At 26.5% G+C, this 20,380-nt stretch carries 20 protein-coding genes; 17 read left to right on the top strand and 3 right to left on the bottom strand.

From position 1 onward, the window contains the following. The first annotated feature begins 23 nt into the window (after nt 1–23). From rpoE to N9R85_RS01740, 16 genes are all read left to right on the top strand, one after another. Nucleotides 24–290: a DNA-directed RNA polymerase subunit delta gene (rpoE, locus tag N9R85_RS01665; RefSeq protein ID WP_262858304.1), complete on the top strand. Its 267-nt coding sequence runs from the start codon at nt 24–26 to the stop codon at nt 288–290. Between the two features lie 31 nt (nt 291–321). Further along, entirely contained in the window at nt 322–1,188 is an 867-nt protein-coding gene (gene fba, locus N9R85_RS01670; RefSeq protein ID WP_205851918.1) for a class II fructose-1,6-bisphosphate aldolase, read from the top strand. A 544-nt stretch (nt 1,189–1,732) separates the two neighbouring features. After that, a complete protein-coding gene (locus N9R85_RS01675; protein WP_205851917.1) occupies nt 1,733–2,476 on the top strand; it encodes a F0F1 ATP synthase subunit A in 744 nt (247 codons plus the stop codon). Nucleotides 2,477–2,498: 22 nt separating this feature from the next. Next, complete coding sequence (atpE, locus tag N9R85_RS01680; RefSeq protein WP_205851916.1) at nt 2,499–2,816, top strand: ATP synthase F0 subunit C; 318 nt, start codon at nt 2,499–2,501, stop codon at nt 2,814–2,816. A gap of 13 nt (nt 2,817–2,829) precedes the next feature. Beyond that, nucleotides 2,830–3,417, top strand: a complete 588-nt coding sequence (gene atpF / locus N9R85_RS01685; RefSeq protein WP_205851915.1) for a F0F1 ATP synthase subunit B — start codon at nt 2,830–2,832, stop codon at nt 3,415–3,417. Continuing rightward, nucleotides 3,417–3,962 (top strand): ATP synthase F1 subunit delta, encoded by a 546-nt coding sequence (gene atpH, locus N9R85_RS01690; protein WP_205851914.1) that lies wholly within the window; start codon nt 3,417–3,419, stop codon nt 3,960–3,962. The genes atpF and atpH overlap by 1 nt, the downstream gene beginning before the upstream one ends. Continuing rightward, nucleotides 3,963–5,543 (top strand): F0F1 ATP synthase subunit alpha, encoded by a 1,581-nt coding sequence (atpA, locus tag N9R85_RS01695; RefSeq protein ID WP_205851913.1) that lies wholly within the window; start codon nt 3,963–3,965, stop codon nt 5,541–5,543. Then, the gene (atpG, locus tag N9R85_RS01700) at nt 5,536–6,393 is read left to right on the top strand and encodes an ATP synthase F1 subunit gamma (RefSeq protein ID WP_216489889.1); all 858 of its coding nucleotides are present in this window, start codon (nt 5,536–5,538) and stop codon (nt 6,391–6,393) included. Before atpA ends, atpG begins: the two co-directional genes overlap by 8 nt. A 13-nt stretch (nt 6,394–6,406) precedes the next feature. Continuing rightward, complete coding sequence (gene atpD / locus N9R85_RS01705) at nt 6,407–7,798, top strand: F0F1 ATP synthase subunit beta (protein ID WP_262858305.1); 1,392 nt, start codon at nt 6,407–6,409, stop codon at nt 7,796–7,798. Next, nucleotides 7,798–8,208 carry an ATP synthase F1 subunit epsilon gene (gene atpC, locus N9R85_RS01710; protein WP_262858306.1) on the top strand — a complete coding sequence of 137 codons (411 nt, stop codon included), beginning with the start codon at nt 7,798–7,800 and terminating at the stop codon, nt 8,206–8,208. Before atpD ends, atpC begins: the two co-directional genes overlap by 1 nt. A gap of 180 nt (nt 8,209–8,388) precedes the next feature. Beyond that, a complete protein-coding gene (locus N9R85_RS01715; protein ID WP_262858307.1) occupies nt 8,389–10,044 on the top strand; it encodes a leucine-rich repeat domain-containing protein in 1,656 nt (551 codons plus the stop codon). A 344-nt stretch (nt 10,045–10,388) separates the two neighbouring features. Then, nucleotides 10,389–12,200, top strand: coding sequence for an ABC transporter permease (locus N9R85_RS01720; protein ID WP_262858308.1), 1,812 nt, complete (start codon nt 10,389–10,391; stop codon nt 12,198–12,200). A 2-nt stretch (nt 12,201–12,202) separates the two neighbouring features. Continuing rightward, a complete protein-coding gene (locus N9R85_RS01725) occupies nt 12,203–12,907 on the top strand; it encodes an ABC transporter ATP-binding protein (protein WP_262858309.1) in 705 nt (234 codons plus the stop codon). Beyond that, nucleotides 12,885–13,862 (top strand): aromatic motif membrane protein, encoded by a 978-nt coding sequence (locus N9R85_RS01730; RefSeq protein ID WP_262858310.1) that lies wholly within the window; start codon nt 12,885–12,887, stop codon nt 13,860–13,862. Before N9R85_RS01725 ends, N9R85_RS01730 begins: the two co-directional genes overlap by 23 nt. Then, nucleotides 13,849–14,673 (top strand): aromatic motif membrane protein, encoded by an 825-nt coding sequence (locus N9R85_RS01735; RefSeq protein WP_262858311.1) that lies wholly within the window; start codon nt 13,849–13,851, stop codon nt 14,671–14,673. Before N9R85_RS01730 ends, N9R85_RS01735 begins: the two co-directional genes overlap by 14 nt. Then, nucleotides 14,673–15,584, top strand: coding sequence for an aromatic motif membrane protein (locus tag N9R85_RS01740; RefSeq protein WP_262858312.1), 912 nt, complete (start codon nt 14,673–14,675; stop codon nt 15,582–15,584). Before N9R85_RS01735 ends, N9R85_RS01740 begins: the two co-directional genes overlap by 1 nt. Before the next feature lie 90 nt (nt 15,585–15,674). Here N9R85_RS01740 and N9R85_RS01745 read toward each other — a convergent pair whose 3' ends face one another. Next, nucleotides 15,675–16,271, bottom strand: coding sequence for an FMN-dependent NADH-azoreductase (locus N9R85_RS01745; protein ID WP_262858313.1), 597 nt, complete (start codon nt 16,269–16,271; stop codon nt 15,675–15,677). Nucleotides 16,272–16,428: 157 nt separating this feature from the next. Here N9R85_RS01745 and N9R85_RS01750 point away from each other — a divergent pair, with 157 nt between their 5' ends. Beyond that, nucleotides 16,429–17,616 (top strand): phosphopentomutase, encoded by a 1,188-nt coding sequence (locus N9R85_RS01750; protein WP_262858314.1) that lies wholly within the window; start codon nt 16,429–16,431, stop codon nt 17,614–17,616. A gap of 61 nt (nt 17,617–17,677) precedes the next feature. Here N9R85_RS01750 and N9R85_RS01755 read toward each other — a convergent pair whose 3' ends face one another. Both N9R85_RS01755 and N9R85_RS01760 read right to left on the bottom strand, forming a co-directional pair. Further along, on the bottom strand, nt 17,678–18,898 hold the full coding sequence (locus N9R85_RS01755) for a hypothetical protein (protein ID WP_262858315.1): 1,221 nt from the start codon (nt 18,896–18,898) through the stop codon (nt 17,678–17,680). A 349-nt stretch (nt 18,899–19,247) separates the two neighbouring features. Continuing rightward, nucleotides 19,248–20,243, bottom strand: a complete 996-nt coding sequence (locus N9R85_RS01760) for a hypothetical protein (protein ID WP_262858316.1) — start codon at nt 20,241–20,243, stop codon at nt 19,248–19,250. Nucleotides 20,244–20,380: the final 137 nt, after the last annotated feature.

Consider the following 20,380-nt stretch of genomic DNA (forward strand, 5'->3'; position numbering starts at 1 on the left):
ACAAAGTATCGAAAGGAAAATTAATGAAGAATAAAACAATGTTAGAAATAGCTATAGAAGTTATTTCTTCTGATACATCTAGATCTTTCACATTTGATGAAATTTTCCGAAGAATTGAAGAAGAACTTAGGGAAGTTTGAATTCAAAGCTATGAAGATGACGAAAATTTTACCCTTGATAAGATAAAAGAAAAGAAAATGGGTGAATTATATCGTTTGTTAACTGTTGATATGAGATTTACAAGAAATCTTGACGGTACTTGAATTAGTAGTACAACAGAAATTAATTAACAATGAATAAAATAGAAAGTAGGAAAAAAAGATGCCATTAGTAAACGCAAAAGAAATGCTTAAAAAAGCAAAAGAAGGAAAATACGCAGTTCCTCACATTAATATTAATAATCTTGAATGAGCAAAAGCTGTTTTATTAACAGCTGAAGCCGAAAAATCACCAATTATTGTTGCAACATCAGAAGGTGCAGTGAAATATATGGGTGGTTTAAATGCAGTTAGTGGAATGGTTTTAGGTTTAATAAAAGACTTAAAAATTACAATTCCTGTTGCATTACACTTAGATCATGGTTCATATGAAGGTGTTAAAGCTGCTATCGAAAATGAAGGATATACATCAGTTATGTTCGATGGTTCACATTATCCGTTTGATGAGAACTATGCTAAAACAAAAGAATTAGTAGAATTAGCTAGAAAAAGAAATATGTCATTTGAAGCTGAAGTAGGAACAATCGGTGGAGAAGAAGATGGAATTGTAGGAAATGGTGAATTCGCAAATCCTGAAGAAGCTAAAAAAATGGCTTCACTTGGAATTGATGTTTTAGCGGCTGGAATCGGAAATATTCATGGTCCATACCCAACAACATGAGAATCATTAAGTTTTGACACATTAACAGAAATTAGTTCAGCCGCTGGAATCGGTATCGTATTACACGGTGGAAGTGGGATTCCTTCAGAACAAATCAAAAAAGCTATTAGTTTAGGTGTTACAAAAATTAATGTTAATACAGAGTTACAACAATCAAACCATAAAGCATTAAGAGAATATATTTTGAGTGGAAAAGACTTAGAAGGCAAAAACTTTGACCCACGTAAATTATATAAACCAGGGTTTGAAGCTATGTGCGAAACAGTTAAGTTTAAAATACATGAATTCGGTTCAAATAATAAAGCTTAATTTGACAAAAAACACTAAAATAAAGCGAAATAAGTATCGTTTTATTTTTTTTAAAAATTTTTTACAAAAAACATAAAAAAAGTTATAAAATACTTTTAAGCAAACACAAACAAAGGAGTGCTATGAGCAATTTTAGAAAGAGTTTTGATATTATATATATTACTCTTCTAATTATCTCGAGTGCGTTTTTTTTCATTATTAATTTATGAATAAGAGGATCTTTATTTGGTTTTGCTATAGGGTCTTTTACTTCGTTTTTACTTTTTAAAATTACCTGGATTTTGAATACAGTTAATCTTAAAAAAAGAAAAATATTAATTATTGCTCATATATTAAAAATGTTAATATTTTTTATTATTTTATCCTTAATTATGTATTTAATAGTAAGTATTAATAAAATCTCAAATCAAAGCACAAAGTCCTTATTAGAAGTTAATTTTACTGATGCTCAAATCAATTTAGGTATATTCTTTATTGGTTTATTAAGTAGCTTCATAAGTATTATTTTTACTTCAATATACTTAAAAAATAAAAAGGAGGTTTAATGAAGATAATCGAGAAATTATGAGTTTGAAATTTACCTCAACTATTGTCATTATTTATGACTGTGTTAATTATTGTGGTGCTATCAATTATTGCTTTTATAAAAGTTAAAAAAGTTAAAAATGATAAGTCGCCAACAGGTGTAGCTTTAATAGCAGAATCATATGTAAAGGCATTGGATGATAATTTCGATAATGTTGCTGACGGTTCAATTCCGAAAGCTAAATTTTATATTTTTACTTTAGGTACTTTTTTAGTTATAGGTAACTTGTTACCAATAATTGGATTAAAACCAATTGGTAGTTCAATCTCAGTGCCTTTTACACTTGCTTTAATGACATGAATGGGTGTTTTTGTGGCTGGTGCAATTCATCGAAAAAGAAAATATATTAAAGATGTTATGAATCCGATGGAATTGATTGGTAAATTTGGTAGTTTAATTTCGCTTTCAGCTCGTATGTATGGTAACTTAATGGGTGGTGCTGCGATCTTATTAATGGTATATGCTTTAGTAGGAAATATAACTATCGGAGGGTCACCATTTTATTACTTAGGATCTATCTTTACTCCTGTGCTACATTTTTATTTCGATATATTTGGGGCAGTGTTGCAAGCTATAGTTTTCACGCTGTTAACAATAGTATATTGAAAGATGGAATCGGAAGTTCCAGAAGAAAAACCGAAAAAGTTTACTTATAAAATTTTTAAAAATATGAAAAAAAATAAAGTAGAACATATATATTAATAAAATAAAAGTAGGAGAAAAAATGATTATAGAATCAATTCAAAAATTAGCAGAAGAAGCTTCAAACTCAACATCAAAGGCAGCCGAAGTTATGGCTAACAATGGTGGAGCAGACTTAAAAACTGGATTATTAGCAATCGGTGCTGGTTTAGCAGCTATCGGTGTTATAGGAACAGGGGTTGGACAAGGTTATGCAGCTGGTAAAGCGGCTGAAGCTGTTGGGAGAAACCCAGAAGCAGAGAAAAAAGTTAGAAACATGTTAATTGTTGGTGCTGGAATTGCTGAATCATCAGCTATTTATGCTTTCGTTATTGCTATATTAATTCTTTTCGTATTATAATAGTATTTTTCTTATGATATTAAATATCGATAAATTCCATAAATTTGCAGCAGAAGCGTCAAGTAGTACACCGAGCGCAGGAGAACAACTTAAAGAAGAATTTTTAGGTATTTTTCCAAGTATTCCATTAATGATTGCAACTATTCTTGCTTTCATAATAGTATTTGCTGCACTATGATATTTTCTATATAAACCTGTTAAAAAAATGATGAAAAATCGTCATGATTTTATTCAAAACAATATAGATGATTCGATCAGTAAAAAAGAAGAAAGTATTAAAACATTAAACGAAGCAAATGCGCAACTCAAAAATGCGCACGTGCAAGCTGACAATATCCTTACAAAAGCTAAATTAAAAGCAGAAAAAATAGCAGAGTTTTATACTAACCAAGCAACTATTAAATCAAAACGTTTATTAGATGAAACAAGATTAGACATTAGTGCGCAACAAAAAGAATTTGATCTAAATTCTAAAAAATATATTGTTGAAATTGCTACACAATTATCAGAAAAAATTCTAAAACGTGAAATTTCAAAAGATACACAAGATAAAATCATTGATCAATTCTTAAATTCAGATAAAGAGGTTGAAGAGTTATAATGTATGAAAAAAGACACATTTCAGCCTACGCAGTTGCTATATTTGATTTAGCTAAAGAGGAAGATAAATTTGAAATTCTACAAACAGAATTTGAAACACTTAAAGAATTTACGGATAACAAAGATTTTATAAATTATTTATCAAATTATGATATTAGTGAAATGCATAAATTCGAAACAATAGATATTGCCTTTAAAGGTTTTCACTGAATAACTACTAATTTTATCAAGGTCATTGTTTCCAGAAAAGTTGTTAGTTACCTTAAAAAAATAATTATTGAATATCTAAAACTATCAAATCACGAATTAAGAATTCGTTTTGTAGATGTTATTTCGGCATTTCCAATCGACGAAAAACAACTTTTAGATATTAAAAACAAACTTCAAGAAAATACTCGTAGAAAAGTTAGAATTACACATCATGTGGATCCTAATTTAATTAGCGGTTTTAAAATCGTTTCCCGTACCGAAGTTTTAGAAAATAACATTAAAAACGAATTAGATAAATTAAAAAATGATATTTTAATTAATAAAAAGGAGGTTTAGATGGCAGTCAAATTAGATGATATTTCAGCGATTATTAAAGATAGAATTAAAAATATTAATTCTAATGTAGATCGTTCAGAGATCGGGAAAGTTATCTCTATTGGTGATGGTATAGCTCTTGTTAACGGGCTTGAAAAAGTTATGAATAGTGAAATTGTTACTTTTGACAATGGTGTTTTTGGGCTTGCTCTTAACCTAGAAGAAGAAACAGTTGGTGTCGCTCTTTTTGGAGATGCTAATTCAGTTTCTGAAGGAGATTCTGTTAGAAGAACTGGTGAAGTTATTTCTATTAGTGTCGGAGATGAACTTTTAGGTAGAGTCGTAGACGCACTAGGGAATCCAATTGATGGTAAAGGTCCAATTATCACAACTAAAAAATCAGAAATATTTAAAACAGCTTCCGGTGTTATGAGCCGTAAAGAAGTTAATCAACCTATGGAAACAGGTATTTTAGCAATTGATACCATGATTCCGATTGGTAAAGGACAAAGAGAACTTATTATCGGTGACCGTCAAACCGGTAAAACAGCAATTGCAATTGATACAATTATTAATCAAAAAGATAAAAATGTTAAATGTGTTTATGTCGCAATTGGTCAAAAGAATTCAACAGTTGCTCAAATAGTTCAAAAATTATCAGATTCTGGAGCATTAGAATACACTACAATAGTTGTGGCTGGAGCTAGCGAGCTAGCGCCACAACAATATATTGCGCCTTACACTGGTGTTACAATTGCAGAAGAATGAATGTTTAAAGGTGAAGATGTTTTAATCGTTTATGATGATTTATCAAAACACGCTATCGCTTATAGAACATTATCATTACTTTTAAGAAGACCTCCTGGTCGTGAAGCTTATCCTGGTGATGTTTTCTATTTACACTCTCAATTATTAGAACGTGCCGCAAGATTGAATAAGAACTTCGGTGGTGGTTCAATTACAGCATTACCGATTATTGAAACTCAACAAGGTGATATTTCAGCTTATATACCTACTAACGTAATTTCTATTACTGATGGTCAAATTTTTACAAAAGAAAGTTTATTTAATTCTGGTCAAAGACCTGCGGTAGATATTGGATTTAGTGTTTCTAGGGTTGGTTCTTCAGCTCAAACAAAAGCTATGAAACAAGTTGTAGGTTCTCTGAAGTTAGAATTGGCTCAATATAATGAAATGTTAGCATTTGCTCAATTTGGATCAGATTTAGATGAATCTACAAAAACAATTCTTGATCATGGTGCAAAAGTTTATGAACTATTAAGACAAGAACAATATTCACCAATAAAACAAGAAATTCAATCAATTTTACTTGTAGGTGTTAAAGAAAGAATTATAAACCCTTTACCTAAAGAATACATTCACGAATATCGTGACAATATAATTAATTGAGCAACAACAGATAGTGTCGGTTTATCATTGGTAAGTAGAATCTCAGAACAAGGTAAAATTACAGAAGAAGATTATAAATTAATTGAAAATACAGTCGTTAAAATAGTAAATGATATTGTTGCTACAATACCGGAATATAATCCAAACTTACATAAACAAATGCCAGAAAAATATAGTTTAAAAGATGCCTAATTTAAATAGCTTAAAAAATAGAATTAATGTTGTTAGCAACACACAAAAAATTACTAATGCAATGGAACTTGTTTCTACTTCAAAATTAAGAAAAATGAGAAATGACTATATAAATATTATTTCTTATCAAGAATCATTGCAAGAAACTTTCGACCAATTAATTGCTAATATTGACGAAAATGACTTTTATGCTATTTTTCCAAAGAATTCAGATGTAAAAAGCAAATTATTTATTTTAGTAACTAGTGATTTAGGTTTATGTGGTTCGTATAATCACAATGCTTTTCAATTATTACGTGATAAAGTTTCTGAATACGATCAAATCATAGTTTTAGGAGGAAAAGGGATTAGTTTATTGGCATCTAGTTCCTTAAAATCACAAGTTATAAAACAATATTCGAATATTGGGGATAAAATGCCATATAAATTAGCTTCAGAAATTTCAAAATTAGCTATGGAGCTATACAAAAACAAAGAAATTAATTCAATTAATTTAGTTTATACAAAATTTATTAATAATATAAATCAAGATGCATTATGTCAACAAATTTTTCCGTTTGATTTTACTAAAAAAGAGAATGTTCAAACAAGTAGTTCTGTAATTGAGTTTGAGCCAAATGCAGAAACAGTGCTTTCTTCTTCAGTTCCATTGTTTTTAGCAAGTACTATTTATTGTTTAAGTTCAAATTCGAAAATTTCAGAAACAGCTTCAAGACGTAATGCGATGGAAAACGCAACAAACAATGCTACAGAATTAATTTCGGATTTAAAATTAGAATACAACAGAGAACGTCAAAGTAAAATAACACAAGAATTAACAGAAATAGTTGCTGGTGCAGACGCAACTTAATTAAGGAGAATTTATGATAAGAAACGAAGGTAGAATAGTACAAATTCTTGGTCCGGTAGTTGACGTGCGTTTTCAAGAAGGTAAATTACCTAAATTATTAAACGCTTTAACTATCAAGCACGAAGATCAAGTTTATACTTTTGAAGTTGCACAACATATTGGTGATGATACAGCTCGTACAATTGCAATGGGCTCAACAAACGGGCTTCGTAGAGGAATGACAGTTTTAGATACAGGACGTGCTATTTCTGTGCCGGTTGGTAATGCAGTTTTAGGTAGAATGTTTGACGTTTTAGGTAATCCTATTGATGATAAACCAATGGATGAAGATGTTGAGCGAATGCCTATTCATGCCCCTTCTCCAAGTTATGAAGAACAAAAAACATCTTCAGAAATATTAGAAACAGGTATTAAGGTTATTGATTTATTAATACCATACGCAAAAGGTGGAAAAATTGGTCTTTTTGGTGGTGCAGGGGTTGGTAAAACAGTTCTTGTTCAAGAATTAATCAACAATATTGCAACACAACATAATGGGCTTTCTGTTTTTGCGGGAGTTGGTGAACGTACTCGTGAAGGTAATGATTTATACCATGAAATGAATGCCGCTGGTGTTTTAGATAAAACAGCATTAGTCTTTGGTCAAATGAATGAATCTCCAGGTGCTCGTATGAGAATTGCGCTTAGCGGTCTTACAATGGCAGAATATTTTAGAGATAAACAAAATCAAGATGTTTTATTATTCATTGATAATATCTTTAGATTTACACAAGCTGGTTCGGAAGTGTCAGCCTTATTAGGTCGTATGCCATCAGCTGTTGGTTATCAACCAACATTAGCAACAGAAATGGGCGCCTTGCAAGAACGTATTACTTCAACTAGAAGAGGTTCAATAACATCTGTTCAAGCGGTTTATGTTCCTGCTGATGATTTAACTGATCCGGCGCCTGCAACAACATTTACTCACTTAGATGCTAAAACAGTTTTAGACCGTGGTATAGCTTCTTTAGGTATTTACCCGGCGATTGACCCTCTTAACTCATCATCTAGATTATTAGATCCACTTGTGGTTGGTGCTGAACATTATGATGTTGCACAAAAAGTAGTATCTATCTTACAAAGATTTAAAGAGTTACAAGATATTATTGCAATTTTAGGTATGGGTGAATTATCTGAAGAAGATAAAAAAATAGTAGCTCGTGCAAGAAGAATTAGAAACTTTTTATCTCAACCATTTACGGTTGCAGAGAAGTTTTCGGGTATTAAAGGTGCATATGTGCCACTAAAAGATACAATACGAAGCTTTAAGGAAATTTTAGAAGGTAAATACGACTCATATCCTGAAGATTTATTCAGATATGCAGGAAGCATCGATGATGTTATCGCAAGATTTAATAAAAAATAATGTCTAAAATGTATTTAAAAATAACTGTTCCTTCAGGTATTTTTTACGAAAATGATGTTGAAATTATTACACTTAAAATGTCGCGTGGTTATATAGGAATTCAACCAGGACATTCAACAATGTTTTCAAATATCGAAATAGGAACATTAACAATTGGTTGAGAAAATAAACCAGGTACCGAAAAATTTTTTATAGGTGGTGGTTTAATTTATGTGCTCAAAGATAGAATTAATATCATAACAGATGATATTATAAATGTTAAAGACATTGATATTGAACGTGTAATAAAAGAAAGAGACCAATTGGAGAATAAACTTCGTGAAAATAAATATAGTGCAGCAGACGCATATAGCATGGAATTAAAACTCAAAAAAACATTATTGAGAATTGATACATATAACAAAAAATAACATATTACACCTTAGTTAAAATCTAAGGTGTTTTTATAGTTTAAGCAAATAATAAATTTTATTTTTTGTTCATTTAAAATTTGTATTTTAAGAATAATGGACTTGATTTGATTTTGTAAGATAATATTTTTAAAAAATCGTTTTTTTTTTTTTTTTTGTAGTATGTATAATTGTATAGTTATGAAAAAAAGATCATTCTTTAAGTTTTTACAAACTTTTACAACTACACTTTCTTTATCTACTCTTGTTTCAATTTTAATAGCAAATAAATTTAAATACAACAATATTTTTCAAAAAATGAATTTGTCTTTTTCTTTCGAGGATTCACACAATAAAACCTTAGAATCAGTTACTGATGAAGAATTGAAAAATAAAGATAATTTTATTACCACAAATGACAATGTATTTTCGGTCAACTTCATTTCTGCAACTAAAAATGATTCTGGTATCATAGTTAAATATACATTAACATCAGGTTCTGAAATTTCAAAACAAAAAGAATTTTTGATTAATAAATCAGAATTTCAAGCACCCGTTAATTTTGAGAATATTAATGCTTCTTTTAGTTTTAAAGATTCACACAATAAAACCTTAGAATCAGTTACTGATGAAGAATTGAAAAATAAGGATAATTTTATTGCCACAAATGACAATGGATTTTCTGTAAACTTCATTTTTGCAACTAAAAATGATTCTGGTATCATGGTTAAATATACATTAACATCAGGTTCCGAAACTTCAAAACAAAAAGAATTTTTGATTAATGAATCAGAATTTCAAGCACCCGTTAATTTTGAGAATATTAATGCTTCTTTTAGTTTTAAAAATTCAAAATATCGTTCTTATGACAAAATAGAAAATGAAAATTTAAATGAAACAAATATTTTATTTAACAATTTAGATCAAGAATATAAATATCACTTTATTTCAGCAACAAAAAACGAAAATGAAATTATCATAAGGTATAAAATAAGTAAAAATTCACAATTTTCTAGTGAAAAAATAGGTGCGATATCCAAAGTTAATTTTCTTAAAGGTAACACAATAACCATTGATGAAAAAGCGGTTGAAGATGGTATTGTTATTGGGAGTATTTCGGAAGGGCCTTATCATAGTGTAAGTGAATATAATACATACAGTTTCCCCTATGATAATGCAATTTACCTACCAGATAATCTTAATATTATATGATTATTGGATAAACCACTTTATTTTCAAACAACATTTAATAATGTTAAATTTAGCATTTATATGCCTAATGTAACTTTAATACCTGAATATACTTTTTCTAATATTAATTTAGTATCTATTGATGCCCCGAATGTAACTGAAATTTGAGGTGCTAGTTTGCAGTTACTTAACAATTTAAAAACATTAAAACTTCCAAAATTGAAAGAGATTAAAGATTATAATTCTATCCAATATTTAAGATCATTAGTTTCGTTAGATTTACCCGAATTAGAAAAAATGGAAAATGGATCTATTGATTTTACTAATGAAAATTTTGAATCTTTACAAGAGATTTACTTTCCAAAATTAAAAGAATTACCGTATAATTTATTTAATAATCCTAATAATAATAATGACTTATATGATTCGATAAAAAAGACTCTAACAACAATTGATTTATCTGAAATAAAAACAATTCCTTATAATTCTTTTAGTGATTACACATCTCTTACAACCATAAAAATCCCTAATGTTACAAAAATTGAAAATAACGCTTTTAAAAACACACCTAATTTAAGTTTTGAAAATTCTGTTTTACCTAGTTCTATTACAAAAGAAATTTGAGAAAAAATTAAAAATGGTGAAAGTTGAAGTGAAAGCAATTAAAATTATTTTAACATATTACACCTTAGTTAAAATCTAAGGTGTTTTTATAATAAATAACCCAAATTTAAAAAGAAAAAATAAAATCAGTTAATTGATGATATAATAATTAAGATTTGTAAAAAAAATAATTTATAAAACACCATAATTACATAAGTTTATCTAAATAATTTTATTTACTAGTCCTTTTTGTTCTAATTTACAATTTTAAAATTATTTTTTATTAAAAATATTATTTTTTAATAAAAATTCATAATAAATTATTTTGCACACAACAAGTTGCAAAAAGTTTTTTCATCATTTAATTCATATTTAAATATGAATTAATTATTTAGAAAGGTTAAAATATGAAAACATCAGCATATAAATATTCGAAATTTGCTTTTAATACTGTTTTTAAGAAAAAAAGTTCAATTATTATTCCGACTTTAACTTTTATTGTTTCTTTTATCATTGGATTTGTATTTAAGTTTGCCATAAACGAAAAATATTTACCACTTTCATCGCATCTATATATATTTGCAATTCTTATTACAACGGTTTTATTCGCATCTATTAAATCTCTAAATATTTTTAAAGATTTCGAAGAAGAAGGTTTAGAACTAGTTGGTTTATCTAAACCTATTTCAAGGAATAATTTTGTATTTGGAAAATTATTAACTTTAATTTATTTTGGGTTAATTTGATCATCAATTTTATTCATATCAGCATTGCTTTCTACATACGCATTATATTCATCTGTGAATCTTTTTGTTTACTCATTATTATTTTTCGTTGTAGGATTAGCAACTTATTTATTAATTGGATTAATAACTTCTTTAATAAGTTATAAACTAAGCCAAAAAATATCAATTACATTACCGTTAGTGTTTTTTATCCCTTTAGCATTAGGGGGTTCATTACTGTCAGCTAATGCTACTACAAATGTAAATAACGCTGCATACTATATAAATAAAAAATACCCTTACCATTTTTCAGGTAACGAGGTAAATGTAGAACCTTATTTTATTAACAATAACAAAGATGAATTATTGTTAATGCCAAATGGTTATGAAAATAAAAAATTTACACAAGAACAAATTGATTACTTAAAAGAGGTTATGAATATTGCTAATAAATCTTCAAGTGAATGACAAGTTTATTCATGATTATCTGTCCCTTATCAATTGTTAGATATCTTTAACTTTAAAGATCAAAATGTATTTGAATCTATTAGTAAAAATAGTTTTTCAAATCAAGATAATTATGTTTATTACAATAATCTAGATAGCATTTTATTTAAGTACAAGTTGGATGAAAATGTAAATCAAAAGAAATTTAGTGTAACAGATAAAAGTAGAAATAGTGAAAAATATATAGTTCCCGGTTTATTAAAATCAAATTCTGTTATTCCTAATAGCGTTAATACGGATATTATTTACGCAAGAGAGGACGCTTCAAGCGTTAATGTTTCATTTCCTGAAGATAATTCAGAATTTTCTGCGGAAAATAATTTGGTTGGAAAATTAAAATGAAAATACGTTTTTGAAGTTTTACAAGACTCAGCATTTAACTTTATCGCTAGAGAGTTCGTTGAAAAATTCAAAAGTGAAATGAATCAAAACAAAGAAATAATAGATCCTGTTCAGTTAAAATGAAAATTACTAGATAGACTTTCAGAATTTATTAATAATAACGAAAGTCAAATCAATCAATATTCAAATTCTAACTTAGTATTGTTTGATGAACATGCAGTTAAAGATAAAAAATTACAATCTGAAATCGAAAGAAAAATTTACTTTGCAACCGCAATATTAAACTTTATTTATTTTAATTATCAAAATAGCGACATTTTTGAAGCCGTAATTGTAGATCAAGAAAAACCAGATTCGTTTGGTGATAATAGAATAGAATTACGTATCGCTGGATTTAAGTACTTAATTGGTGGTTATGAAGGTTTCGAGAAAAAACTATTTGTAAAAGAAAATAAAGTTTTAATTAGATATGATTTAATTGATAGTAAAACTAATTATCTTTTCCAAAGTCAAGATCAATTATTTGCGATTAACAGAGAAAAACAAATAGTAAATAAAAATGTTTATTTTGTACTATGATTAATAATTATTGGAGGACTATTTGCATCCGTATTTGTTTTATACAAAAGAAAGGAATTTAAATAGTTATGGAAAAAATTTTAGAAGTTAACAACTTAAAAAAAATATTTTCAAAATCTAATCGTGGAATTGATGAAATTAGTTTTTCAGTAAATTCCGGTTCATTTCATGCTTTTATAGGTGAGAACGGTGCCGGTAAAACAACAACTATTAAAACGATAATTGGAGCTTACACAAATTACCAAGGAGATGTTTTAATTAATAATATCGATATTAAAAACGCTGAAGCACGTGAAATTTTAGGGTATGTTCCTGAGGTCGCGATATTTCCAAAAGAATTAACAGTTTATAACTATTTATATAATTTATCGATTTTATCAAATATTAAAAAAGAAGTTGCAAAAGAAAGAATTTATCATTATTTAAAATTATTTAATATTGAAAATTTAATCAACGAAAAACCATACAATTTTTCATCAGGTCAAAAGAAGAAAGTTTTACTAATTCAAGCGTTATTGCATAATCCTAAATTATTAATTTTAGATGAGCCGGCGGCCAATTTAGATCCTACTGCAAGATTTGAGTTATTTTCGTTATTAAAAAACATTAATAAAAATGAAAAAATTACTATTTTAATTAGTTCCCATGTTTTAGCAGAAATAGACAAATATGTTGATTCTGTAACACTTATTCATAATGGTCAAATATTATATTCCGGAGATAAGAAGGAGTCATTAGAAAAACTATTTTATGAAAAAGTTATTTCTAACTAGTTTTAGTTTATTTGCCTTACCAATAAGTGTAATAAGTTGTATAAGTAGTCAAGATCAGAAAAAACAAAATATTTCATATAAAGTTAAAGAGAAAAATTATTTTTACAAAAATACTTATATCGAATCAATTTTAAATTTCTTTTCTAACCAAAACGAAAATGAAAAAAATATATATGTTTTTCAACAAGAAAATAAATCTGATGCTAAATATAATGAATTAAAGTATGCATTTGTATATGATCCTGTTTTTATCACTAATAGTGTTCATAAAAATGGTGATTATAATTATTTAGCAAATAAATCTAAAGATGTAATCAAAAACGCATTATCAAACGATTGATATTGAACATTAAACAATATTTCGCATTTTAAGTATGTGTTTAATCCTTACGGAGATAAATATCGTGCTTTTGATAAAGAAAAAGAGTATTTTGAACAAGTTCAAAATAATTTCGGTTCATTAACTATTAATATAGAAAATATTAATCCGATGAATTTGATGAAATTTGATTTTAAAGATATTGAAATGTTGAAAAATAGCAATATTTATACAAATAAAGAATCTTGGTATTTAATTTTTGATAATAATAAAGCTATTAAGATTTGAAAATTTATTGAAAATGGTGTTCCAAAAATTCAAATTATGACCGATTTATTAGTTTTTAACGATTCTAATAACATCGAAGAACAATTAAAAAATTTAGAAGATTTAATCTATCAAAAACGTTTAGAAGAGTTTAATAGAGAATATGAATATGCTAAAGAAGATGCTGAATCGGAAGGTGAAACTTTCGACGAAGCATCATTCTTTAAGGAACACAACGACAAAGAATACATGGAATTTCAAGCTATTTATCAATACAATGGACACTTTACAAGTGCTTTAGACGAAATTAATAAAGAAGGATTGAAAATATATAGATTTAGCATGAGGTTTATCGATGAACAAAATTAATAAAATATTTTTAAAGCTTTCTTTATTAGGTGTTTCTACAACATTATTTTCTGTTGTGTCATGTATAAATAGTAGTGAAAATTCACAATTAAAAAACAAAATACCAACTGGTTTTGAATTTGTTCCAAACAATTTAAATCCACAAGAAATTGCTACTAATGAAATAATTGACAATTTAGTTAACTTAAGATTTAGAGATGATGAAGTTGGTAAAGTTAATTTTTTAAATTCTCAAAAAAACGAAGAAGAATTATTTAACCAATTTAGTGAATTAAGTAGAAAGTATTTAGAATTCAAAACAGATGAAGGTTTAAACTTATTAAGAAGTTTTTATACAAATAATTGATTATTTGTAATTAAAAATATAGAAAAATTTAGTTGAACTTATTCTAATTGATGAACATTCCCAGAATTAGAAACAGCTAAACATACTGAAGAATTTTTCGCTCGTTTAGATAAACAATCAAGACCGGATAATTTAAAATTCTTCGATAACTATTGAGATCAATTAAGAGAAGGTGATGAATCATTTGAATCACCAAACGACGTTTATTACTTAAGAAAAGGTAGAATATTAATAAGAGTATTAATTTCCAAAAATAATGACGAAAACAAAGTTTTAACTTTTGACAAAATTGCTTATTTTTCAAGATCTAGAACACAAAATATATCTATTAAATTAGTATCTGACGCTTATCATAATGGTATTGTTCACCGTCAACAACAAGGTTTTGACTCATTCGAAAAAGAAGTAATAGATAATTTTGGTTTTCCAGCCCTTGGTGCATTAGTTTATAAAGGTGGTAAATAATGAAAAAAATGAAAAAATGATTTCTTTTATCTTCGATTCTAGCCTTAGTTCCAACAGTTGCTGTTTCATGTCAAAAAACACAAAATATATCTAATGAAACTAAAATGAGTCAAATTGTTACAAAAGAAATAAAAGAAGATAAATGAGATGTTTTCTTAAAATATGAATATGTAAATTCATTATTAAATTTAACTTTTAAAACAGAAAAAAGTAAGAACGCATATATTAAAAAGCAAAGAGAAATAAGTGATGAATATTTAACACAAATAAAAGATTATTTACTTTATGGTAATAATGTAGTTGCAATGTATCGTTCTGATGATAGTTTTTTTTCTAGCAAAAAAGTAATAGGTTTAAAAGATTATCGTGAAAAATTATCTGAATTATTTTCGAAAAATTGACTTTGATTCTTATTTAATTTAGACAGATTTACTTTTGCTCTTTATGATGCATTTGATCAATTTCAAGGTACACTTGAAGCATTAAGTCAAGATATACAAAAAAGCAGTTTAGAAACAAGTGCATTTAATAGACCAACAACAAATGAAGTTTTACAATATGTTATTGAAGAAAATGTAATGGATGAAAACTTAGAATATGATGCTTATTTATTGACTAAACAAGGAATTATTTTAAAAATTTCATTTTCTACTCAGGTAAAAGATGGTGAGCAAGATATTCCAAAAAATAAACAAAAAACTAACGTAGCTATTTTTACTTATTCATATATTTATCCCTCATTATTTCAAAACCAAATAGCTCTACAAAATTTTGATTTAGCTAAATATGCTAGAGCAGTAAAGTTAGCTTCCACTTTTGGCTCAAAAAGATGAGTTAAAATATTATTCGATGAACAAAATGGTGGGACACCCTTACGTTTTACAATTGTATATGTAGATGATAAAAAATAATTTAATAAAAAGTTATTTATTATTAAGAAACTTTTGTTTTATTAAAAAATCCATAGTTTATTATATCTATGGATTTTTTAATAATTAATACTATAAATCGAATGATTTGAGTTTAGAAACAAATAATTCTTTATTTTCTTCGTAGTATGCTTCTGGATTAGTATCTTTAAATAATGCTGTTTTTGTACCTGTAATTTCGATTGTATCAACTTTTTTTGCTCCTAAAAAGTTAAATGTACCAACTAATCAATTTATATGACTTCCTCATTGGTATCAATCGCGCGGTGCACCTTGAGATGCGATTACTAAAACGTTTAATTTATCTAACAAACCAATAGCATCACCTTTTTTAGAATATTTATATGAGAATGTTTTATTTGCAACAGCTATTGAATCAATAAAGTTTTTAACAACGGCGGCAGCTCCAAAGTTTGTCATTGATTCAGAAATAATTAATAAATCTGTTTCTTTTAATTTATCAATTCAAAAATCACTTTTAATATCGTTAAAGTATGTTTTTCATGTTGAGCTTGTTAAAAACACTTTTGAGTGTGTGTCATTTAAGTTAAATTTTTCAACTTGGTGACCTTCTGCAACTAATTTTTCATATAATTTATTCATAGTTACTGTTGAATATGAGTTGTTTGAATTATCTAATGATCCTTCCAAAAATAGTATTTTTTTCATTTTTTCCCCCTAAAATTGTGTTTTTATATTTTTAATATAATTATTATATCATTTTTTACCTTTAAAATTTTAAAATCAAAACAAAATAAAATATATTTTTTTCAATTATAAGAGTAAAATTAAATGTATATTAAAAATTACAAAAAGGAGTTAATATATGGCAAAATTTAAACGTATATTTATGATTGTAACAGACGGTCTAGGAATTGGTCCTGATAGAGATCAAAAATTCTTTGGTGATGCTGGTGCTAATACAATAAGATCAGCTTCTATGGTTGAAGAATTTAAAATTGACACATGAAAAAAATTAGGAATAGGTAATATTACAAATTTAAATGGTAATTATCATGTCCCAAAAACATTAGCATATATGGCTAAAGTTCAAGAAGTTTCAAATGCAAAAGATACTTTAGCAGGTCACTGAGAAATGATGGGTATTAAAACAGTTACACCATTTCCGACTTTTACAGAAACAGGATTCCCACAAGAATTAATTGATGAGTTATCAAAGGCTTTTGATGGAAGACCGATTGTTGGTAATAAATCTTCATCAGGTACTGAAATAATTAATGAATTAGCACACGAAGAAAAAGAAAGAGGAGCTATAATAGTTTATACATCACTTGATTCTGTTTTGCAAATATGTGCTCACGAAGAATGAACAGGATTAGATAATCTATATAGATATGCAAAAGCTGCTCGTGAAATTTGTTCATCTCGTCCAGAATGAAATGTAGGTCGTATTATTGCTAGACCATACATTGGAACATTTGGAAGTTTTGAAAGAACATTTAATAGACATGACTACGCAAATAAACCAAGTGAAATGATTTTAAACAGACTACAAGATAAAGGTGTTGAAGTTGTTTCAATAGGTAAAATTAATGATATTTTTGTTGGTCAAGGAATTAGCACTCATTATTCAAGTCAAGGTGATGAAGATGGTATGGATATTACAATAGAATTGGCACAACAAGAAACAGAAAATAAATTTATTTTTACTAATTTAGTACAATTCGATTCGCATTATGGACACAGACGTAATGTTCATGGTTATGCCGAAAATATTGCTAAGTTAGATGTTAAATTAGGTAAATTAATTAACGCAATGCGTGAAGATGATTTATTAATTGTTACTTCAGATCATGGTAATGATCCATTATATCCAGGTTTTAATCATACAAGAGAGTTTTTACCTGCTACTATTTTTTCAAAAATGTTTACAAAACCAAAAGTTTTACCAAACTTCCAAGGTTTAGGAACGTTAGGTAATATTGTTGCTAAAAACTTTGGAGTTGATATTGTTGAAGAAACAGGTGACGACATTTTTGATCAATTAGTTTAATTAAAAAATGCAAATTTTAAGTTTGCATTTTTTATTATTTTATACATATTAAAAATGTTATTTAATTATTTCTACTACTAAATAATATTTGTGTAATTCTGTTTTTGACAGAATCAAATAAACTTAAAATAGTATTTATTTTTTGAGGAATTTGATTGTTATTTGCTATCTTTTCTATAACATTTGTGAAATAATTTGCGATTTCTGTTTTAAATTCATTTGATCCAATGAATTTATTATTTAAAACTAATAAATTTTTTAAATTATTAGTTAATAACTCTTTATCATTTTGATTTAAACCATTAAATCTAAATGAAGTTGTTCCGTTTGGTTCTCTATTATAACTATATAATTTACTGAAAATACCACTAATTACCATTATTTTTTGATATATCTCTTGAGGATTATTGTTTAGATCTGGACTTAATAATGAACTTATAGAAACCTCGATATCAGAATCTTTTATTTGTTCCTTAATAACTAATTCTTTTATTTTTGGTTGTCTTTTAAAAACGTTTAATGACATATTTTTTAGTCTTTCAAGTGTATCTGCAATGCCTAAAAAATCTTTTAGTTTATCAATTACAAACATTTGGTTTTGTATTGATGCATTTATACCTAGTCTAAAAGTATTATATAACTCTGAAAGACTATTTGCTTTTTGCAATGTTTTTTCAACATCAAGAACTTCTTTTAATACAGGTAAAATTTCGTAAGATATAATTTCTTTTGTTTCTTTTGCGCTAAAACCTAAACTCATTGTAAGATTTGAAAAAATACTTAAAACATTTTCGATTATCATTTTAAAATTTTCTTTAACTTCTTTATCTTTTGCGATTGCTACAAAACTTTCTTTAAATGATTTGATATATTGTAAGATATGTTCATTAATTATTTGTACTTGCCCATTCTCGTTATTAGAATTTATTGAGTATAATTTTAAAAATTTTGAATTTTCAGGTACTCTATAAGAATATTGATCTACCTTATCTTTTTCACTTAATTGTTGAATTTCATTATTAATAATTTCATTTAGTTTTTCAACACCTTTTTGTATTTCTTCAACAAGAACATTAGCTTGCAATGAGTTTTCACTATTTAATTCATTAATTGCTTGTACGTTATTTTCGCTATTTAATTGAATTGTTGATTTGCTATAAATAACTTCTGGGTCATCTGCTTTTTTGCTAGTTTGTTCATTAGCACTACATGATACAGAAAAAACTAGCGAACTAGACATAGAAGGCACTAAAGTACCTAACATAAATTTTCATTTTTTCATATTTTATTTTTAGAACTCCCTAATATAAATTAAATTATCAAAATTATTATATTAAAATTCTATGTAATTTATTTTATTTGGTTATAAAAAATTCTACATAGTTAATAAAGTTTAATAATAATGTAGTTTGCCAATGATACTCAAACCAACTTAAATGCTAAAGAAAGATAATATAAAATATTGTTTTTTACTTAAAAAAGCACTATAATTGTGAATTAATTTAAAAAAATATTTTAAAAGTATCTATTATTAAAAGAATCTAATAATATTGAATATATTGGTGGTTCAAAAAATGGTTATTCAATAATTAAAAATGAAATTAAGAATTAAAACTTAATTTCATTTTTCTTTAAATATCTTTTGGTATATTGTATATTCAACTTATAGTTTGATTAGTATTAATGTTTTGTTTGATATTATCATTTACTTTCATATTTGTACTTCCACCACCCGCGATAATAAATTTATTTGAAGTTGCAATAGATTTATCTACTTTAATTAGTATCGAAGATACAATTTGAACTGGTGTTGTATACTTATTAATTTCATTATAATAACCTTGATATGAATCAATTATTTTGTCAGTTTTCAAATCGTCATAATCATTATTAAAATCTTTAATCTCAACATTAACTTGATGTTCGATTTTATTAGTTTTATAAACTAAAATAAAATCAGGAAATTGGCGCTTGATATTACTATCTTCATCATAATATTCATAAAATATACCACTGCTTACAGGGTTACGATATAGCGATATATTTGAGTATTTATTTTCTTTAAGATCACTTTTAAATAAATGAATGATACTATTAATAAAACTTATTTCATTTTTAGAGTCATAATAATGAAGATGTTTATTATTTTTGGATTCTAGTAAAGCAACTAATTCGTATTGATATTTTAAGTCTTGTTCAATAAATTCAATTTTAAATTCTTCATCAGAAATTTCGAAATTAATATCTGAAGGAAGTTGTTTATCATATATTAGTTTAAACTCATGAATATTACGTTTACCAATTTCTTTTTTACGTTGTTCTAAAATGTATTTTTTAACGCTAGGATAAACTCTTTTGATAAAAGAATATCAAAGTAGTAAATTAATATAATCGCTATATTCTTTATCAAAATATTCATTCAACATTCTAACTAGTTTTAGGTTTATAATGTTTGAAACCTTGCTTTGAAATTCTTTAACAAACTTTGTTAGTTGAACAATATTATTGATCTTGTAATTAACAAATTCATTTTCGAAGTTTTTATCTTTTTCAACTATCTTTTCATCTTTAATACTTAAAAAACCATTTTTTTGATAGTAGTCTAAATAAAAATTATAATTACTCAATAATTTATTAGTAAGTTAGGTGAATAAAATTTGACACAAAACTCATATTAATTTTTTATTGATATGAGTTTTTTTCATTTTAATTTATTAAATTATATATTATATTAACACCGAAAATAATATAACTCAAATTATAT

This window comes from Mycoplasma sp. CSL7503-lung (assembly GCF_025515455.1).
Taxonomy (GTDB): domain Bacteria; phylum Bacillota_I; class Bacilli_A; order Mycoplasmatales; family Metamycoplasmataceae; genus Mycoplasmopsis.